The sequence below is a fragment of the Iodobacter fluviatilis genome (assembly GCF_004194535.1).
GTDB classification, from domain to species: domain Bacteria; phylum Pseudomonadota; class Gammaproteobacteria; order Burkholderiales; family Chitinibacteraceae; genus Iodobacter; species Iodobacter fluviatilis_A.
In genome coordinates this window covers 165,456-181,578 of the sequence record NZ_CP025781.1, presented here as the reverse complement: position 1 = coordinate 181,578, position 16,123 = coordinate 165,456, and the positions used below count along the sequence as shown (strand labels likewise).

13 protein-coding genes and 2 pseudogenes are annotated in these 16,123 nt (G+C 47.8%); 8 read left to right on the top strand and 7 right to left on the bottom strand.

Going from position 1 to position 16,123, the window contains the following annotated elements; all coding sequences use genetic code 11:
- Nucleotides 1-62: 62 nt before the first annotated feature.
- Entirely contained in the window at nt 63-1,694 is a 1,632-nt protein-coding gene (locus C1H71_RS00865) for a peptidase (protein WP_130104878.1), read from the bottom strand.
- Between the two features lie 138 nt (nt 1,695-1,832).
- Here C1H71_RS00865 and C1H71_RS00860 point away from each other — a divergent pair.
- A pseudogene (locus C1H71_RS00860) lies at nt 1,833-2,667 on the top strand (IS5 family transposase).
- A gap of 166 nt (nt 2,668-2,833) precedes the next feature.
- The gene (locus C1H71_RS20515; protein ID WP_188053472.1) at nt 2,834-2,995 is read left to right on the top strand and encodes a hypothetical protein; all 162 of its coding nucleotides are present in this window, start codon (nt 2,834-2,836) and stop codon (nt 2,993-2,995) included.
- Nucleotides 2,996-3,282: 287 nt separating this feature from the next.
- On the opposite strand, the gene C1H71_RS00855 is transcribed toward C1H71_RS20515, so the two are convergent.
- From C1H71_RS00855 to C1H71_RS00840, 4 genes are all read right to left on the bottom strand, one after another.
- The gene (locus C1H71_RS00855) at nt 3,283-3,690 is read right to left on the bottom strand and encodes a hypothetical protein (protein ID WP_130104877.1); all 408 of its coding nucleotides are present in this window, start codon (nt 3,688-3,690) and stop codon (nt 3,283-3,285) included.
- 357 nt (nt 3,691-4,047) lie between these two features.
- The gene (locus tag C1H71_RS00850) at nt 4,048-5,400 is read right to left on the bottom strand and encodes a sigma 54-interacting transcriptional regulator (RefSeq protein ID WP_130104876.1); all 1,353 of its coding nucleotides are present in this window, start codon (nt 5,398-5,400) and stop codon (nt 4,048-4,050) included.
- A complete protein-coding gene (locus C1H71_RS00845) occupies nt 5,397-5,885 on the bottom strand; it encodes a hypothetical protein (RefSeq protein ID WP_130104875.1) in 489 nt (162 codons plus the stop codon). The genes C1H71_RS00850 and C1H71_RS00845 overlap by 4 nt, the downstream gene beginning before the upstream one ends.
- On the bottom strand, nt 5,882-7,282 hold the full coding sequence (locus C1H71_RS00840) for a sensor histidine kinase (protein WP_130104874.1): 1,401 nt from the start codon (nt 7,280-7,282) through the stop codon (nt 5,882-5,884). The genes C1H71_RS00845 and C1H71_RS00840 overlap by 4 nt, the downstream gene beginning before the upstream one ends.
- 801 nt (nt 7,283-8,083) lie before the next feature.
- Here C1H71_RS00840 and agaR point away from each other — a divergent pair.
- Nucleotides 8,084-8,872 carry a transcriptional repressor AgaR gene (agaR, locus tag C1H71_RS00835; protein ID WP_130104873.1) on the top strand — a complete coding sequence of 263 codons (789 nt, stop codon included), beginning with the start codon at nt 8,084-8,086 and terminating at the stop codon, nt 8,870-8,872.
- Nucleotides 8,873-9,071: 199 nt separating this feature from the next.
- Here agaR and istB read toward each other — a convergent pair whose 3' ends face one another.
- Both istB and istA read right to left on the bottom strand, forming a co-directional pair.
- A complete protein-coding gene (istB, locus tag C1H71_RS00830; RefSeq protein ID WP_130104872.1) occupies nt 9,072-9,872 on the bottom strand; it encodes an IS21-like element helper ATPase IstB in 801 nt (266 codons plus the stop codon).
- A pseudogene (gene istA / locus C1H71_RS00825) lies at nt 9,865-11,384 on the bottom strand (IS21 family transposase). Before istA ends, istB begins: the two are co-directional and overlap by 8 nt.
- 83 nt (nt 11,385-11,467) lie before the next feature.
- Here istA and C1H71_RS00820 point away from each other — a divergent pair.
- Genes C1H71_RS00820 through C1H71_RS00800 form a run of 5 tightly spaced genes read left to right on the top strand, consistent with a single transcriptional unit; the run spans nt 11,468 to nt 16,087 of the window.
- Nucleotides 11,468-12,763, top strand: coding sequence for a D-tagatose-bisphosphate aldolase, class II, non-catalytic subunit (locus tag C1H71_RS00820; protein ID WP_262488359.1), 1,296 nt, complete (start codon nt 11,468-11,470; stop codon nt 12,761-12,763).
- On the top strand, nt 12,760-13,920 hold the full coding sequence (locus tag C1H71_RS00815) for an SIS domain-containing protein (protein WP_130104871.1): 1,161 nt from the start codon (nt 12,760-12,762) through the stop codon (nt 13,918-13,920). The genes C1H71_RS00820 and C1H71_RS00815 overlap by 4 nt, the downstream gene beginning before the upstream one ends.
- A gap of 17 nt (nt 13,921-13,937) precedes the next feature.
- Nucleotides 13,938-14,417, top strand: a complete 480-nt coding sequence (gene agaV / locus C1H71_RS00810) for a PTS N-acetylgalactosamine transporter subunit IIB (RefSeq protein ID WP_130104870.1) — start codon at nt 13,938-13,940, stop codon at nt 14,415-14,417.
- A gap of 19 nt (nt 14,418-14,436) precedes the next feature.
- Nucleotides 14,437-15,204, top strand: coding sequence for a PTS N-acetylgalactosamine transporter subunit IIC (gene agaW / locus C1H71_RS00805; protein WP_130104869.1), 768 nt, complete (start codon nt 14,437-14,439; stop codon nt 15,202-15,204).
- Entirely contained in the window at nt 15,191-16,087 is an 897-nt protein-coding gene (locus C1H71_RS00800) for a PTS system mannose/fructose/sorbose family transporter subunit IID (protein WP_262488358.1), read from the top strand. Before agaW ends, C1H71_RS00800 begins: the two co-directional genes overlap by 14 nt.
- The last annotated feature ends 36 nt before the right edge of the window (nt 16,088-16,123 follow it).

Here is a 16,123-nt window from a genome sequence, read left to right as displayed (position 1 = left end):
TTGGTGGCGTCATTTAACTTTTAAAAAATATATGTTTCTTTCTTGTTTAGATATTTAATTTTTTATCTAAACCATTTATATTTTTCAGGGATACTTGGCTGTGGTGCATTTTCTGGCAAGAGATTACCCTCGATTGGGCTGGAAGACCAAGCTGTTAGTGAACGCACGATATTTTCTAATGGCACTCCTAATTGATTAGCTGCACTAATTGAGTAAGGTAGCCATTCTATTAATGTTGAGCGTGGCGAGTCAGCCCACCAATAATTATTGTACATAAATACGTTGCCATAGTTTAAGTTTGATTTAGGTACAATATTACTACTAATTTCAGTACCTGCTGATGGGGTCCATAAAAAATCAGGATGGCGTTTTTGATGCCATTCACCACCAACTATTTTACCTGTTTGGCTATTTAACTCTAGATCATAATAATATGTTACTTGAGTGACTGCATCATTGGCTGCTGAGTCGCTATCTTTAGTTGATGGTTGTGTTTCTAAAACATAGTCCATGGTCATTTGTACACCAACGATGCTATCTCCTTGACTAGAACGATATTTTTTAAACTTATCTTTACTATGTTTTTCTTTTGAAATCATTACATCTTGAATTCGTTTGCTAACATTTCCTGTTTCTGGATTGAAGTATGTGATGTTATAGGCTGAAATAGGTTGATTCCAAACTTGATAGTCATAAGTAGCATCAAAAACAAGGCTACGTTTATTAATTCCAACTTGGTTGATTAGTGCTAAATGAAATGCCCCTGGATTATTATCATTACAATCTTTATCTAAAATTCTACCGTTTACATCGGTTTGAGGGTCTTTAATATTACAACGTCCACCAATAAATTTTGTCTTATAACTGAGGTTGGACCAAAGTAGAGTATTAAGTGCTTTGATGTCGCTGGGTTTAAAAGTGATGGGAGTGCCAGCCGCATTATATAGAGTAATGCTTCTAGATGGTCTTTGATACATATAGGCGGCAGGGGCCCAGCCATGGCACAGACCTTCCCAGGCTTCAGGGTTTGCATTTCTTAATCGTGTTTTTTCTAAAATTTTATTAGTGAGTGTGAAATTTTTATCATTCATTAATAAATCATACTTTTCAGATGGCGACATCAAATGCGTTTGTTTATTTTTTATTAAATTTATAGCAGGGTTTGTTTTGGTTAAATAGTTGTCATAATCTTTAAAGTTATTGGATCTTGGCATTTTGGTATCCGCATACCGGTGTGCGATAGATCCTTGGTAGGTGGGCCAATAGCTATCTGACCATGGCGAAAATGGTAATTTTGCTTGTGATAAATTCATTCTATCTAATTCGTAGATATTATCTTGAAATTTTTCAGGAAAATCCACTAAATTTCGTGGATTGTCATTGTATTCAATTGGTGATCTTTTTACTCGTGAATTTGAATCTTTTTTAGGAAAAATTTCAGACCTAGTTTGTTCTTTTTTGTAAATAAAATCTAGAGATTTTATTTCTTCCTCTGAAAATCTACTGGGCACATGATTGCCCTCAATTTTCATTTTTTTCATTGGAATTCTGTTCATCATTTCTTTTGTATTTTTATTAAAATCTGAAATGTATTGTTGTATTTGATTCGCATCATCAATGCTCACAGTTTCTGCATAAGCTGAATGACAAAGTACGAGCGAGAGCGAAATCATATTTATTTGAAAGTAACGCATAAAACCTCTGTAGTTTGTTTCTTGTTGTGTAATGTTTGAGTAACTTATTGTAATAAAACACCAGCTATTGAGTCAACGTATATTTTCATGGCTTTGTTGCATAAATCGGTACCGCCTTCTTGCGGTTTGAATGGTGGCATGAGCAAACTGGAACCGAGCAAGTACAAAACCACCTATTGGAACGCCTATCACGCAGCTCTGAAATCGCGCGGTTCACTATTGGTTTGATAGAACATGTAATGGCATGCGCCCTCAACAGGAAAACGGGGACGGCAAGCTGAATTAAGCGATGCGGTCATACAGTTTTGCTTAACATACAAGTGCCTGACTCCAGCAAGATCTGCCGACGAAAAGAACGCCTTAAGGCTGTCATCTCGGTACGAAAAAGCATGGGTGGTCTGCAATGATTGGTCGACAGTACGGGGATTAAGATAGGGGGCGAAGGCGAGTGGAAAACCAAAATAACATGGCGTTGAATATCGTCGAAAATAGCGCAAAGTCTACATCGGCATTGATGCTGAAATCCTTGAAATACGTGCTATTAAGGTGACGAGCAACGCCGAGGGCGATGCATAAGTTTTACCTGATTTGATTGAAGATACCGGAGGATGAAGTACTGGTTTCCGTGCATGCATACGATACAAAAGCTTGTTAAGCGGCGATAGCTTAACGCAATGCGGCCGCCATCATTCCGACGCAAAAAAACGAGCAACCGTGGAAAGAAAATAAGTCGGATGCAGGCGAGAAATGAGATGGTGCGCGCCACGAAGTACTTAGGCCGAACGCTATAGAAAACTGGAATGGCTATTATTGCCGGAGCTTGGTTGAAACCAAGATGCGCTGTTTCAAACTGCTTGGCGAGCGAGTGATGGCCAGAGATTTTGATCGGCAGGTGGCAAAACTACAAATGCGTGTTGCGATCTTAAATCGCTTCACGCAACTTGGCGCGTCAACGACGGTGCACTTGGCGTAAATCCGTATGATTTTTTGGAGGGAGGGACGCTTTAAAACTGATTTTTGCAACAAAGCCTGAGTAAGCATGAATAGTTTGTGGAGGCTGTTATCTAATTAAAAAACCACCAAAGATTCGTGGTTTTTAGGTTTAGCGATGGGCTTAGGGTGCTGTGTCAGGTGTTTCGTTGGATGATCCATTTGGCGCTGCATCAGGAGGCGATATTCTGCGGCTGGGGGCAGAAGCTTGGTTAGAATTGGGGTATCTGGGTGAGTCCGCCCTCATCTCTGGCACAGGAGGGGTACGTGCATCAGCGTACATTTTTGAGGTCTTATTAAGAGCGTTGTAATCAGACCACTTGGATATATCTCCCCATGTGGCAGTGGCCGCAAAGCTGGCAATCATGGATGCAATCAATAGATACTTGTTCATAGAGAACTTTCCTCGTGAGTAGAAAACCAATCAATTATTTCTCACTGATAGTATTAGCAAGTGTCGTGCCAGCTTGATGTTTTCAATTTATTCAATGACTTATGCTTTGATGGAGTAGTCGCTGTCTTTTATCTATTTTCTGAACTGCAGCCATAAAAAAACCACGAAACGTATTCGTGGTTTTTTTTATGGGCAGTGATGCGATTAAACAATACGGGCGCTGGCCGGTGCAGAGGCATCCGTTGTTGCATCAGCACGCAGGCTAGTTGGAGCAGAAGCATCGTTAGCATCAGCACGCAGGCTAGTTGGAACCGAAGCATCGTTAGCATCAGCACGCAGGCTAGTTGGAACCGAAGCATCGTTAGCATCAGCACGCAGGCTTGTTGGAACCGAAGCATCGTTAGCATCAGCACGTAGGCTAGTTGGAACCGAAGCATCGTTAGCATCAGCACGTAGGCTAGTTGGAACCGAAGCATCGTTAGCATCGGCACGTAAACCAGCTGGCTCAGAAGCATCGGTACCGGCAGGCGCAGAAGCGTCTGTGGAATTAGCCCACACAGCAGTTGCAGCGCAAGTAGCAAATAGGGCGGCGATAAGAAGATTCTTTTTCATGGTGTATTTCCTTTAAGTGGTGAGTCTGTTTTAACGATTTCTCGTTGGGCTTGACTACCATGTAGCAAACACCATGCCAGTTTGTTTATTTGTTTATATTCAATGACTTATGGTTTTGTTGCGGGAGTGTGAGAGTAGGTGTTGTCGCTAATTAACGACGTTAATGCTGTGGTTTGTGTAAGTGATTGATTTGTATGGATATATATTGTTGCTAAAACACGACGATTTGGCCTGTGCCCAGTTTGGCACTGTTATTTCAAGGCTTTACTGGCTAATTCCTAGTAAAAAGCCTAACGAAGGCGGGCTTAGTTAGGCTTTAGGCGTAATGCTGCAATATGATATTTAGTTAAGTCTTGCTTATGGAGCAAGACCCGTCTTAAAGGTGGCTGGGGCAAGATCGTGCTTTTGTAGTAGGCGATAAAACTCGGTGCGGTTGCGATCGGCAAGACGGGCGCAATCACTGACATTGCCTCCGGTAAGGCGCAAGAGCCGCTCTAGATAATCTCGTTCAAATAGCCGTTTGGCTTCTGCCAGCGTTAGGATAGCGGCGGCGTCGTTAAGCATTGCTTTTTGTACTTGGGCTAGCGTAATTATGGGGCCGGTGGCCAATACGCAGCATTGCTCAACCAGATTAGACAGCTGGCGAATATTGCCCGGCCAGTTGGCGGTGCTTAAGAAACTGAGTGCATCGGCGGCAAAGTGGCAATCGGTTTTGGCGTAACGCACCACCACTTGGGCTAAAAAATGGCGGGCAAGTAGCGGGATATCTTCACGTCGCTCGATCAGTGCGGGCAGGGCGAGCGACACTACATTTAGCCGGTAAAATAGATCCTCTCTAAATGAGCCGTCTTGCAACAAGGAGGCTAAATCTCGGTGGGTGGCGGAAAGCACTCGCACATTCACGGGGATGGCGCGTCCTGCGCCAACGGGGCGAATTTCGCGCTCTTGCAGCACCCGCAGTAATTTAACTTGCAGCGGCAAGGGCATATCACCGATTTCATCTAAAAAAATCGTGCCGCCATCGGCTTCTACAAACAAACCATTTTGCTTTTGGCTGGCGCCGGTAAATGCGCCTTTTTCATGGCCGAATAATTCGCTTTCTAATAAATTATCGGGAATCGCTCCACAGTTTACGGCGATAAATGGCTTAGCCGCGCGTAAGCTGGCGCGGTGAATTGCTTGGGCCAATACCTCTTTACCGGTGCCACTTTCGCCTCGAATCAGCACGCTAGCATCGGTAACTGCCACTAAGCGTGCTTCGGCGAGCAGCTCATCCATCACGGGGCTGCAGCTGATAAAACCTGAGCGCCAATCATCGGCATCGTGTTTTAGCGGGTTGGGAGGGCTGCTTAGTAGCAGCGCTTGGTTGACCTTATCTAGCAGGGCTTTGCCGTCAAAAGGCTTGATTAAGTAAGCAAACATGCCGTGGCTGATGGCCTCAATCGCATCGGGAACGGTGCCATGTGCGGTCAGCATAATCACTGGTAAGGCGGGGTAGCGGCGGCGGGCTTCTTCAAATAAAGCCATGCCATCCATGCCAGGTAGTTTCCAATCGCTCAGCATTAAATCGGCGCGTTGCACGGCCAGCGCGTTTAAGGCTTCTTCGGCGCTTTCTACCGCGATGACTTCAAAACCCGCTGCAATGAGCCGGATGGAGACGAGTCGTAAGAGATCTGGATCATCGTCTACGAGTAAGATTTTAGCACTCACGGTTTTTTACTCCTCTCTAACAGCTCTTTTTCCATTTCTTTTAAAGCGTCTAGCTTGGCGGCCAAATCATTGGCACGTTTTTGTTGCTCTTTGGTGGCGGCGGTTTGCTTATCTAGTAAGTTATTTAGGCGTTTACGCTCGCTTAGTTGGCTGGCCAAAATAAGGGCAAAGCTGCGGTTGGCTGGTTCTAACTCTTGCGCAAGCAGTGCATCGAGCTGGCTTTGTACGCGGTTTATATCGCTATGTGTATTCATCATTTGCTGGGCTAGATTCAGCAAGCGATCACTGGCGCAAGTGCTGGCAGTATTTGGGGCGCTGAATTTGCTGAGACCAACTGTTAGGCTACATACAGGAGTCTCAGGGCTTGGTGTAGCGGTAGGAGGGGCAATAGCAGGTACAGGGATGGCGACGGGTGGAGCGGGAAGGCTAGTGCAGGCGCTGAGCATAAGCGTTGCCATAGCCAACGGTTTTAGAGTGAATTTCATGGTTTGCCTTGTGCTAACTGCCAGTGCAAGCGAAAGCATGCACCGCTTGGGCAGGGAATAAGTTCAACATCACCTTGCATTAATTGGGCAAAACTTCTGGCCATGGTCAGGCCAATGCCCGATCCGGCGCTCTCACCTGCTGGCGCTGCGCCACAGTGAAAAGGCTCAAAAATAGCTTCTGCATCATGCTCGGCCACGCCTGGGCCTTGGTCTTGGATTTCTAACCAGCTTTGTGAGTGATCTCTGCCGTAGCGAATCAATAATTCGCCCTGTGGTGGGCTAAAGCGGATGGCATTAAGTAGCAGGTTGTCGAGAATAATACCCAGCTTGGCGTGATCGGCATAGCCAAACGGCTCTTGACCGGATTGCTTAACCTGTAGTGATTTTTTTTCGAGCAGTAAGCGCCACTGTTTTAGGCGCTGGGCTAAAAAGGTCTCTAGCACTAAGGGCGTGATTTCTAGCTCGGCCGAGAGCCAGCACCCTGCGTCGTGAGCCAAAAGCGCATCCACGCGTTGGCGTAAGGTGTGAACATTACTTTGCACCATGCTGCTGATTTCTTTTTGCTGGTTATTTAAGCTGCCCAGCACTTCTTCTTGTAATAAAGAGGAGGCCTCATGAATCACCGCCAACGGGGTTTTTAATTCATGCGATACATGGCGAAAAAACTGGGCTTTTTGAGCCTCTAGCTGCACCAAACGTAAATCCAGCTCTGCCAATGATTTGGCGAGCCCTTGTAAATCAGCAGGGCCAGCCATATGCCAGCTTTGGCTGCGTTGCCCCTGTGCCAGCAGAGTGATCTGCCGTTTAAGCTGCCCGATTGGCCAACTAAACAGCACCGCCATCAGTAGCGCTAAGGTAAGCGCGGCAATAGGGGATAGAACAGCCAGCAGATCAGCCTGCTTTTGCTTACGGCCAACTTGCTCTAGCCATTGCTGGCTTTGCTGGGCTAATTGCTGCTCGATTAAGTGTTTCTGTTCTTTTAACTTTGCATCCAGCTGTGAAAAAAGCTGGTTGAGTTGGGGCTTTTTTAAGCGAGGGCCTGCGTGGTTAAGTAGCTGGTAAATATTTTCGCTACTTTGCTCTAATGTGGGGTTTTTGCTTTGGCGCAACACGTCTTGTGACATAAGGAGCTGTGCTCTAGCGCTATGGGCGGCATTTATAAACGCGGTTTCCGGCAAAATGAGTAATTGTCGGCTGGCACGTTCAAAATACAAAGCCTGCTCTTGGGCATGCTGCGCCGCATTCGACCAATCTTTGGCTAAAACCTGCTGTTGTTGCGCCTTAATGGTGAGCTCGGCCAAATCATAGCGAAGCTGCACCAAAGCCGCTGAAGGCATCAAAGCCACTAAGGCAAAGCCAATCATCAATAGGGTACGGAAAGAAAAATAACGCAGCATGGGTCAGCAATCAAGCAAGGAGGAAGGGCTATCCTCCTTGGTAAAGGCCGTCAAATCAAAGTAATAAATTGGCGGGTGTAGGCTGGCAACAACATCCAGCACTAATGGGCCTTGAATTAAGCAAGGGTTAGGCGCTTGTCGGACTTAGGCGGTCGAAGCGAAAAATCGTATGATTAAAGACCAGATTTTGCAGCCGACTGATGCTAAATCCGACAAGCGCCTAGGGTTCAGTGATATGGATCAATGAGGCGGCTATTGGCATGGAGGAAAAGCTTATTTCCTCATGAAATATGACACTAAAGAGGCAGATGTTTTTGTGTCTTAGGTTTAAAAAAAGGGCAATGCTTAGTGATCTAAAAAGAGACTTTTTGCTACCGATTCATCAATCAGCTGGAGCCTGTAAATCTTTTTTTGTAAAAAAATAGATGTATTTTACGGAGGAGAACGAAAGTTTTTAAGATCTAGTGCTTTCGTTTTGGTTTCATTGTCATTGACTTTCATCTTTTTAGCTTAGCTGACAATTTATGTAGTTTTATTTCTTTTTTATATAAATATTTCCGTGATGTTCTTTGTTTTATTCATGATTTTTCTACTTTCCCCTTATTTTTCTGTTCTTTTTTACGTATTAATCCTACATTTTTTGTACTTTATTCACTATCCACCTTGCGATAACTAGAAAATATCCGCCTTTTAAGTCGCAAATTAATTGATTGACACGCTTTAGAGTGAAGGAATAGATTGTATTTGCTTTCTGCCTGATCTTACTTTTAGCCGCTCAGTAAATGGGCAATAGAGATTGCAATGTCGGATAAAAAAATACCCGTGAAACGGATGCAAACACGGCATGAAAAAATAGTGGATTTATTACGCAAGTACGCTAGCTGCAATGTCAGCGTGCTGGCCAATGAATTGGGTGTGTCAGCCGTAACCATTCGGCATGATTTAGATGAATTAGAAAAAAGTGGCTGTATTAGCCGTTCTTATGGCAGGGCAACGCTTTCTCATAATTTTTCTTTTGAGCTTGAATTTAGAGAGAAAGAAAATATTCGCTCAGAATCAAAACAATTAATTGCGAAAAAAGCAGCAGAGCTAGTGGAGGATGGCGATTCAATTATTGTGGATTCAGGCTCTACCGTGGCTTTATTAGCCCGCTATATTGCCAGCAATAAAAAAATTACTTTAATGACCAATGCTTTAAATCTGGCCAGTGAATTAGTTGCCGATACGCGTTTTACTGTCATGATGACGGGAGGCACGCTGCGGGCAGATTCTTATTCGCTATGCGGGCCAGAGGCTGAGCAGGCCGTTAGATTACATCACTTTAATAAATTATTTATTGGTGCAGATGGTATTGATTTTCTTGCTGGTGTAAGCACCACCAACGCTCAGGATGCGCAATTAAACCGCGCCATGTTGGCGGCTTGTGATCAGATTATTTTATTGGCGGATTCTAGTAAATTTGGCAAGCGTAGTTTTTGCGTCATTTGCAAAATGCCACAGGTGGATATTCTGGTTACAGATAATGGAATCAGCGATGAATACCGGCAGGCACTGATAAAAATCGGTGTGACCGTCATTGTGGCGGAATAAAGTTTTTTAAAGGAGTAAGCCTTTATGTCTTATTTAACAGAATTAATTAGTCAGCATGTTCACGCCGATTGAAATTTGACCCACCCTGCCGATCGAATTTTGACCCAGGGCCGAGCGTTGCTTTTTATCGGAGCAACTGTGCATAAGTCTAGCAAATAGCGGGCCACTCACCCGCTATTTTTACGCCTTCAGGTTCGGCTTAAAACCGCTCAGCCTCGGTACGCGCTTCCTCCTTTCTGCTTTGCTCCCTTTGTTTTATCTTCGTTTTTGCTGCTAAGCTGCTGTGCTGGAAACGGTAGGAGTCATTCCCCGTTTCTACAATGTGGCAATGGTGCGTCAGCCGATCCAACAACGCCGTCGTCATCTTGGCATCGCCAAATACACTCGACCATTCCGAGAAGTTCAGATTCGTGGTGATGATGACGCTGGTGTGCTCATAGAGCTTCGACAACAAATGAAACAGCAATGCGCCTCCGGCCTGACTAAAGGGTAAGTAGCCCAGTTCATCCAAAATCACCACATCCACTCGCATCAGCGCGAGTGCAATACGACCTGCTTTGCCTTCACGTTTTTCTTTTTCCAGTAAATTGACCAAATCCACGGTCGAATAAAAACGGCCGCGCTTGCCGTGATGCGTGATCCCGCCGATCGCTAACGCCGTGGCCAAATGTGTTTTACCCGTGCCTGGGCCGCCAATCAGTACGGTATTTTGTGCCGTGTCGGTAAAGGCCAATGTCGCCAGTTGATTGACCAGTGCTTGATCTGCCTTGCTCGCGCTAAAGTCAAATCCCGCTAAATCACGATGCACGGGAAACTTCGCTGCGCTCATTTGATGCTGAATCGAGCGCACCTTACGATCGCTGTGTTCTGCTTGCAATAAATGCTCAATCAGCCAGCCACACGTTTCCATACTCTGGCCGCCCTGGCTCTTCAGATCCAGCCAAGCGGCCGCCATCCCATGCAAGCGCAAGGCTTTGAGTTCAACACTCATCTCATGCATGGCTCGACTCCTCGTGGTCGCTGTCGAACTCGCTCGCTGCACGCAAGCCGTCGTAACGCTGGGTGTTCGCCTGCGGTTCTTCTACTAATTGCAGCTGCGTTTCAGCGCTAATAGCGGACGGTGGGTCATTCAATCGCGCCACTACATTTAAAATGTGTTCAATGCTGATGACGCCTGACTCCAGTACCAACTCAACCGCAACCAGTACTGCATCCAAACCCGCCACCGGAACCGTGGCCAGCACTTGCGCCATCACCTTGTCTCCCCGTTACGCCGTAACAACCTTTCCTTGAGCTGCAATAAGGGCGCAGGCATCGACGTAAAGGGCGCACCATTGCGTAAGGCCCCCGGCTTACGGGCAATCAGCGGAATATAGTGCAGCCAATCAAAGCTCACCTGCTGTTGCCCCGTCAGCCGCTGATGTCGGGCCATGATTTCATTATTCGCCACCACCACAACTTGCGTGGGATACAAGCGCACACTCACACGCTGCCGCGACCATTCACAAGGCACCGAGTAACGATTGCGCGCGACGGTGATTAAACAGGTGCTGGAAACCCGAGCCAGATGCTCAACGTAACCATCAAACGGGGTCGGCATCGGCATCATTTCTAAACGCTCTTGCTCCAACATCTCGGCAATGCTCAGACCTTTGAATTCGGGATGCCTGAGCACGCCCCATAAGACGCGACAACGCTCGGCCAGCCACGCATTCAATGCGTCAAAGGTACTGAACTTGATGCTTTGCGCCTCCAGCCAGATTCGCCGCCGACTATCTTGGACATTCTTTTCAACCACGCCTTTTTCCCAGCCAGAGGCGACATTGCAAAAGTCGGGATCAAACAAATAATGGGCGCACATCACCGAGAATCGGGCATTCACGATCCGGCCTTTGCCTTTCAATACCTTATCAACAGCGGTCTTCATATTGTCGTAAATGCCTCGGCGCGGCACACCCCCTAAAGCCGCAAAGGATCGAGTATGCGCATCGAACAACATTTCATGCCCTTGACTGGGATAGGCCACTAACCAGAAGGCGCGACTGGCACACAATTTCAGATGGGAAACTTGAATGCGCCGATAAATACCACCAATAAGTAGATGCTCCTCACTCCAATCAAATTGAAAGGCTTCGCCCAAAGCAAATTGCAAGGGCACAAAACCCTGTGGGGTCTTACCGGCTTTGCCCCGCCAAGCACGAACGAAATCAGTGACGCCACTGTAAGCCCCTGTATAACCCTCAGCTTGAATCTGCTCAAACAAGGCTTTGGCGGTGCGACGATTCTGCTTGGATCGGAAGGAGTCGGCAGTCAGGGCTTGTTCTAGAGTGGCATGATAGGGCGTCAGTTTGCCAGGCTTACGCTGCCGTACGTATTGCGGCTCAGCCTTGGCAGCGGGTTTGCGAACCCAAGCGCGAATAGTGTTACGCGCCAGCCCCGTGCGCTTGGTGATTTCGTGCAGCGACAGATTATCGCGAAAATACATCCTGCGGATTTTGCCCATCATTTCCATGGTGATCACCTTTTATCCTCTGCTCAAGAGTTAAGCAGAATAAGTAAAGCACCTGGGTCAATTTTGGATCGGCAGAACTAGCTGTGGTGGGTCAGTTTTCGGTCGGCGTCAACAGTCAGCATAAAAAAGGGCGGTTAAATGGTATTTACTCTATTTGCTCGGCCCACCCGCTGGTTCTAGAAGCGGCACTGCGCCAAGGCTTGCAGGACGATAGTTATATTTTAATTGAAGCCACTTCAAATCAAGTGAATCAATTTGGTGGCTATACCGGTATGAAACCGGCTGATTTCAAAGAATATGTATTTGCAATTGCTAATAAAGTGGGCTTTGCAAAAGCACGCATTATTCTAGGCGGGGATCATTTAGGCCCTAATGCATGGCAGAAAGAGCCTGCCGCGCAGGCGATGGCAAAAGCTGCCGAAATGGTCAGTGCCTATGTGCTGGCTGGCTTTCGCAAAATCCATTTAGATTGCTCGATGTCTTGCGCTGGCGATCCGGTGCCGCTAAGCGATGCCACGGTGGCAAAACGTGCCGTAGCTTTATGTCAGGTCGCCGAAGGCGCATGGCAAACAGCGGGAGGGGAAGCGCCTGTTTATGTGATTGGCACCGAAGTGCCCGTTCCGGGCGGCGCGCAAGAATCATTAGAGGGGGTGGAGGTGACTTCGCCTGCGGCGGCTGCGCAAACACTCAAGGTGCATCAGCAGGTATTTGCTGATGCAGGCTGTGCAGCGGCTTGGTCTAGGGTGATTGCCATGGTGGTGCAGCCGGGCGTGGAATTTGATAACCATAAAGTGGTGCGTTATCAGCGTGAAAGGGCCGCTGCGCTGAGTCATTTTATGACTACCCAGCCTATGGTCTATGAAGCGCACTCTACAGATTATCAAAGTGAAGCGTCTTTACAGGAGCTGGTGCAGGATCACTTTGCCATTTTAAAAGTAGGCCCAGGCTTAACGTTTGCACTGCGCGAAGCTATGTTTGCATTAGATGCGATCGAGCGTGAGGCGATCGGCGAGTTTGCTGCGTCGCACCTAAAAGACACGCTGAGCCAAGTCATGAAAGAAGAGCCAGATTACTGGCTAGCTTATTACGAGCAAGCTGGGCATCAGCAATATCTGGATCGCAATTACAGCTTATCAGACCGGATTCGCTATTACTGGCCGCACCCAGAAGTGAGCGCTGCCGTGGCTAAGCTGTTTGATAATCTGCGCCGCCAGCCGCCTCTGCCCACCCTCATCAGCCAGTATTTGCCCGAGCAGGCTAAAAAAATTAGCGCAGGATTATTATCGGCAAGCCCCGAGGCATGGGTGGTGGATAAGATTATGGAAGTCACAGGCCTCTATGCCCGTGCCTGCGGTATGGCGCAGGAGGTGAAGGCATGAAGTACCTCGCTTATGAGCAAAGTAGCCTTGCAGATCTTGGCGCTTTACATACCGCCCGTGAAATTAGCCAGCAAGCTAGGCTCTGGCGTGAGCTAACAAATGGGCTGATCCAAAGCAAGCTGGAATGGAAAAGCTGGATGTTGGATGTGCTTTCTACCCCTAGCCTGCGGATTATTTTATGTGGGGCGGGCACCTCTGCTTTTGCAGGCCGCGCTTTAGAGCCGTGGTTACGCGCCAGCTTTGGCTTGTCTGTGGAGGCGGTATCGACCACCGATATTGTGAGCAAGCCGCTAGCGTTTCTAGACCCCTCGCGGCCAACGCTGATGGTGTCTTTTGCGCGCTCCGGTAATAGCCCAGAAAGCGTAGCTGCCGTAAAGCTTGCCGATCAGTTGCTGCCGTATTGCCGCCATCTGGTGCTGACGTGTAATCCAGAAGGCGAGCTGGCGCGTTATAGCGAGGCTAATCCTCATGCTTATTGTGTGCTGATGCCAGAGGGCTCTAATGATCAGAGCTTTGCCATGACCTCCAGCTTTAGCTGCATGTTTGTGGCTGCTGCCATGATGCTTTCGCCAGGGATATTGCTAAGCCGGGCGAAAGAGCAAATTGAAAGCGTGGCGGCTTTTTGCGAAGCGCAGTTGGAAGGCTGGGCCATGCAAGCGAAAGCGCTAGCGGGTCAAGGCTTTAAGCGGGTGATTTATCTGGGCAGCGCCGAGATGGCAGGGCTGGCAGAAGAATCCGCGCTCAAAATGCTGGAGCTCACCGCTGGCCGTATTGCTACCCGCTTTGATTCCACGCTTGGCGTGCGTCACGGCCCTAAATTTATGATCGATGCCCAAAGCTGCGTGGTGATCTTTATGGCCCCAGCCCAATCGGAAACCCGCCGCTACGACGATGATTTGCAAACAGAGCTCATCACCAATGGTATCGCGCAGCAGGTGCTGGCTTTAGGGGCAAAAAGTAGCGCAAATCTGCCGCTGCTGGAAGTCGATATTGCTGGGCTAGATGATATTTATTACGCCTTGCCTTATCTACTCTTTGCTCAACTCTTTGCCTTTGAAAGCGCGCTGGCGCTGGGTTTAGCCCCAGATAATCCTTGCCCAACAGGTGAAGTCAATCGCGTGGTGCAGGGGGTAAAAATCTACCCTCATGCGGTCTAAAAAATCAGGAGAAAAACATGGCTGGGCCGAATATTTTACTAACCCGTATTGATAACCGTCTTGTACATGGCCAGGTCGGGGTGACTTGGGTAGGTAGCCTTGGGGCTAATTTGTTGTTGGTAGCGAATGACGCTGCGGCTACCGATCCTATCCAGCAAAATTTAATGGATATGGTGGTGGCAGAAGGGGTGCAAACCCGTTATTTCACGCTGCAAAAAACAATCGATGTGATTCATAAAGCGGCGAGTCACCAAAAGATTTTGCTGGTGTGTAAAACCCCGCAAGACGTGCTGATCCTGATTAAGGGCGGGGTGCCGGTTAGTGCGGTAAACGTAGGCAATATGCATTTTGCTGAAGGAAAACGGCAGATTCATAAAACAGTATCGGTCGATGATGCTGATGTGGATGCATTTCGCGAGCTTGCTGCGCGGCATGTGATTTGTGAGATTCGCCGCGTACCGGATGAATCAGGCGAACTTATTTCTAAGCTGCTGTAACCATCAGGGGATTGAAATCATGTTATTCGAAGCCTTATTGATTGCGCTGTTGGCAGGTGTGGCGGGGGTCGATTTATTCGATGGCCTGACGCATATGCACCGGCCTGTGGTGATCGGCCCCCTTGTGGGGCTGATTTTGGGTGATGTGCAAACGGGTTTGCTGGTCGGTGGGACTTTAGAGCTGGTTTGGATGGGCATGGTGCCGCTGGCGGGGGCGCAGCCGCCTAATGTGGTAATCGGCGGCATTATTGGCACGGCTTTCGCTATCTTAACCAAGGCAGAGCCAACGGTCGCAATTGGCGTAGCGGTGCCGTTTTCTATTGCGGTTCAAGGCTGTATTACCGTGTTGTTTACCGCCTTTTCACCAATGATGCATAAGTGCGACAAGATGGTGAAAGAGGCTAATTGGCGGGGCATTGAATGGGTGAATTACCTAGGTATGCTCACCCTGTTTGTCTTTTATTTTGTGATGGCTTTTTTACCGATTTACTTTGGCGCAGAAGCGGCCGGTGCCGTGGTGCAAAAAGCACCTAAATGGGTGCTCGATGGCCTAAGTGTGGCCGGTGGCATGATGCCCGCGATTGGTTTTGCACTGCTGATGAAAATCATGTTGAAAGTCAATTACATCGCCTATTTCATTATGGGTTTTGTGGCGGTGACTTACTTAAAAATGCCGATTCTGGCCGTGGCATTAGGCGCTTTCGCGATCGCAATGGCAGATTACTTTAATAATAATCGCGCACAGCCTCAGGCTGCCCGCAGTGTGGAGGTGGATGATGGGATTTAATGATACCGAAGCCGCCAGCGCGGCCAAAGCCGAGCTACGCATGCAGCAAGCGTTGGCCAGTAGCCATGTAGAGCGTGATGATTATATCGACACTACCCCCGCCGAGCCTTTAAGTAAGCGAGATATTAATCGCATGGCGTGGCGCTCCCTTGCTCTGCAGGCCTCTTTTAATTATGAGCGGATGCAGGCGGGTGGCTGGTTGTTCACGATTTTGCCCGCTTTACGCAAAATCCATAAAAACCCTGACGATTTGCGCAACTCGGCGCAAATGCATATGGAATTTTTAAATGTGCATCCCTTTGATGTGACTTTTTTATCTGGCCTTGTGCTGGCTATGGAGCAAAATAAGGAAAAAATCTCCACCATTCGCGCGGTTAAGGTGGCGCTGATGGGCCCCTTGGGTGGGATTGGCGATGCGATGTTCTGGCTGACTTGGTTGCCCATCTGTGCGGGGATCGGCGCAGCGCTGGCATTAGAGGGCAGTTTGTTTGGCCCTGTGGTGTTTTTATTACTATTTAATGCCCTGCACTTTGGCTTGCGATTTGGGCTGGCGCATTACGGCTACCGCGCTGGCTTGGGGGCGATCAGCGCCTTAAAAAATAGCACCAAAAAGATATCGCATGCCGCATCCATTGTTGGGATGACGGTGATTGGCGCGCTGGTGGCCTCTTATGTGCGGCTTGCTACCCCTTTAGAGATTCATGCGGGTAAGGCCAAGATTTTGCTGCAGACCGATGTGCTGGATAAGCTGATGCCTAATCTGTTGCCGCTGCTGTTTACTTTATTGATGTATGGCTTGATGAAAAAAGGTTATTCACCCGTGAAGCTGATTGGTGTGACGGTATTGTTTGGTCTGGCCGGTAAATTGCTTGGCTTTTTGTAATCGACGTTTGATCTAGGCGTTGGCTCTGTATGGGTT

Bases quoted from the DNA above. Each gene is read 5' to 3' on its own strand.
- C1H71_RS00865 (WP_130104878.1), bottom strand. From the start codon at position 1,694: ATGCGTTACTTTCAAATAAATATGATTTCGCTCTCGCTCGTACTTTGT.
- C1H71_RS00855 (WP_130104877.1), bottom strand. From the start codon at position 3,690: ATGAAAAAGAATCTTCTTATCGCCGCCCTATTTGCTACTTGCGCTGCA.
- C1H71_RS00845 (WP_130104875.1), bottom strand. From the start codon at position 5,885: ATGAAATTCACTCTAAAACCGTTGGCTATGGCAACGCTTATGCTCAGC.
- C1H71_RS00840 (WP_130104874.1), bottom strand. From the start codon at position 7,282: ATGCTGCGTTATTTTTCTTTCCGTACCCTATTGATGATTGGCTTTGCC.
- agaR (WP_130104873.1), top strand. From the start codon at position 8,084: ATGTCGGATAAAAAAATACCCGTGAAACGGATGCAAACACGGCATGAA.
- istB (WP_130104872.1), bottom strand. From the start codon at position 9,872: ATGCATGAGATGAGTGTTGAACTCAAAGCCTTGCGCTTGCATGGGATG.
- C1H71_RS00815 (WP_130104871.1), top strand. From the start codon at position 12,760: ATGAAGTACCTCGCTTATGAGCAAAGTAGCCTTGCAGATCTTGGCGCT.
- agaV (WP_130104870.1), top strand. From the start codon at position 13,938: ATGGCTGGGCCGAATATTTTACTAACCCGTATTGATAACCGTCTTGTA.
- agaW (WP_130104869.1), top strand. From the start codon at position 14,437: ATGTTATTCGAAGCCTTATTGATTGCGCTGTTGGCAGGTGTGGCGGGG.
- C1H71_RS00800 (WP_262488358.1), top strand. From the start codon at position 15,191: ATGATGGGATTTAATGATACCGAAGCCGCCAGCGCGGCCAAAGCCGAG.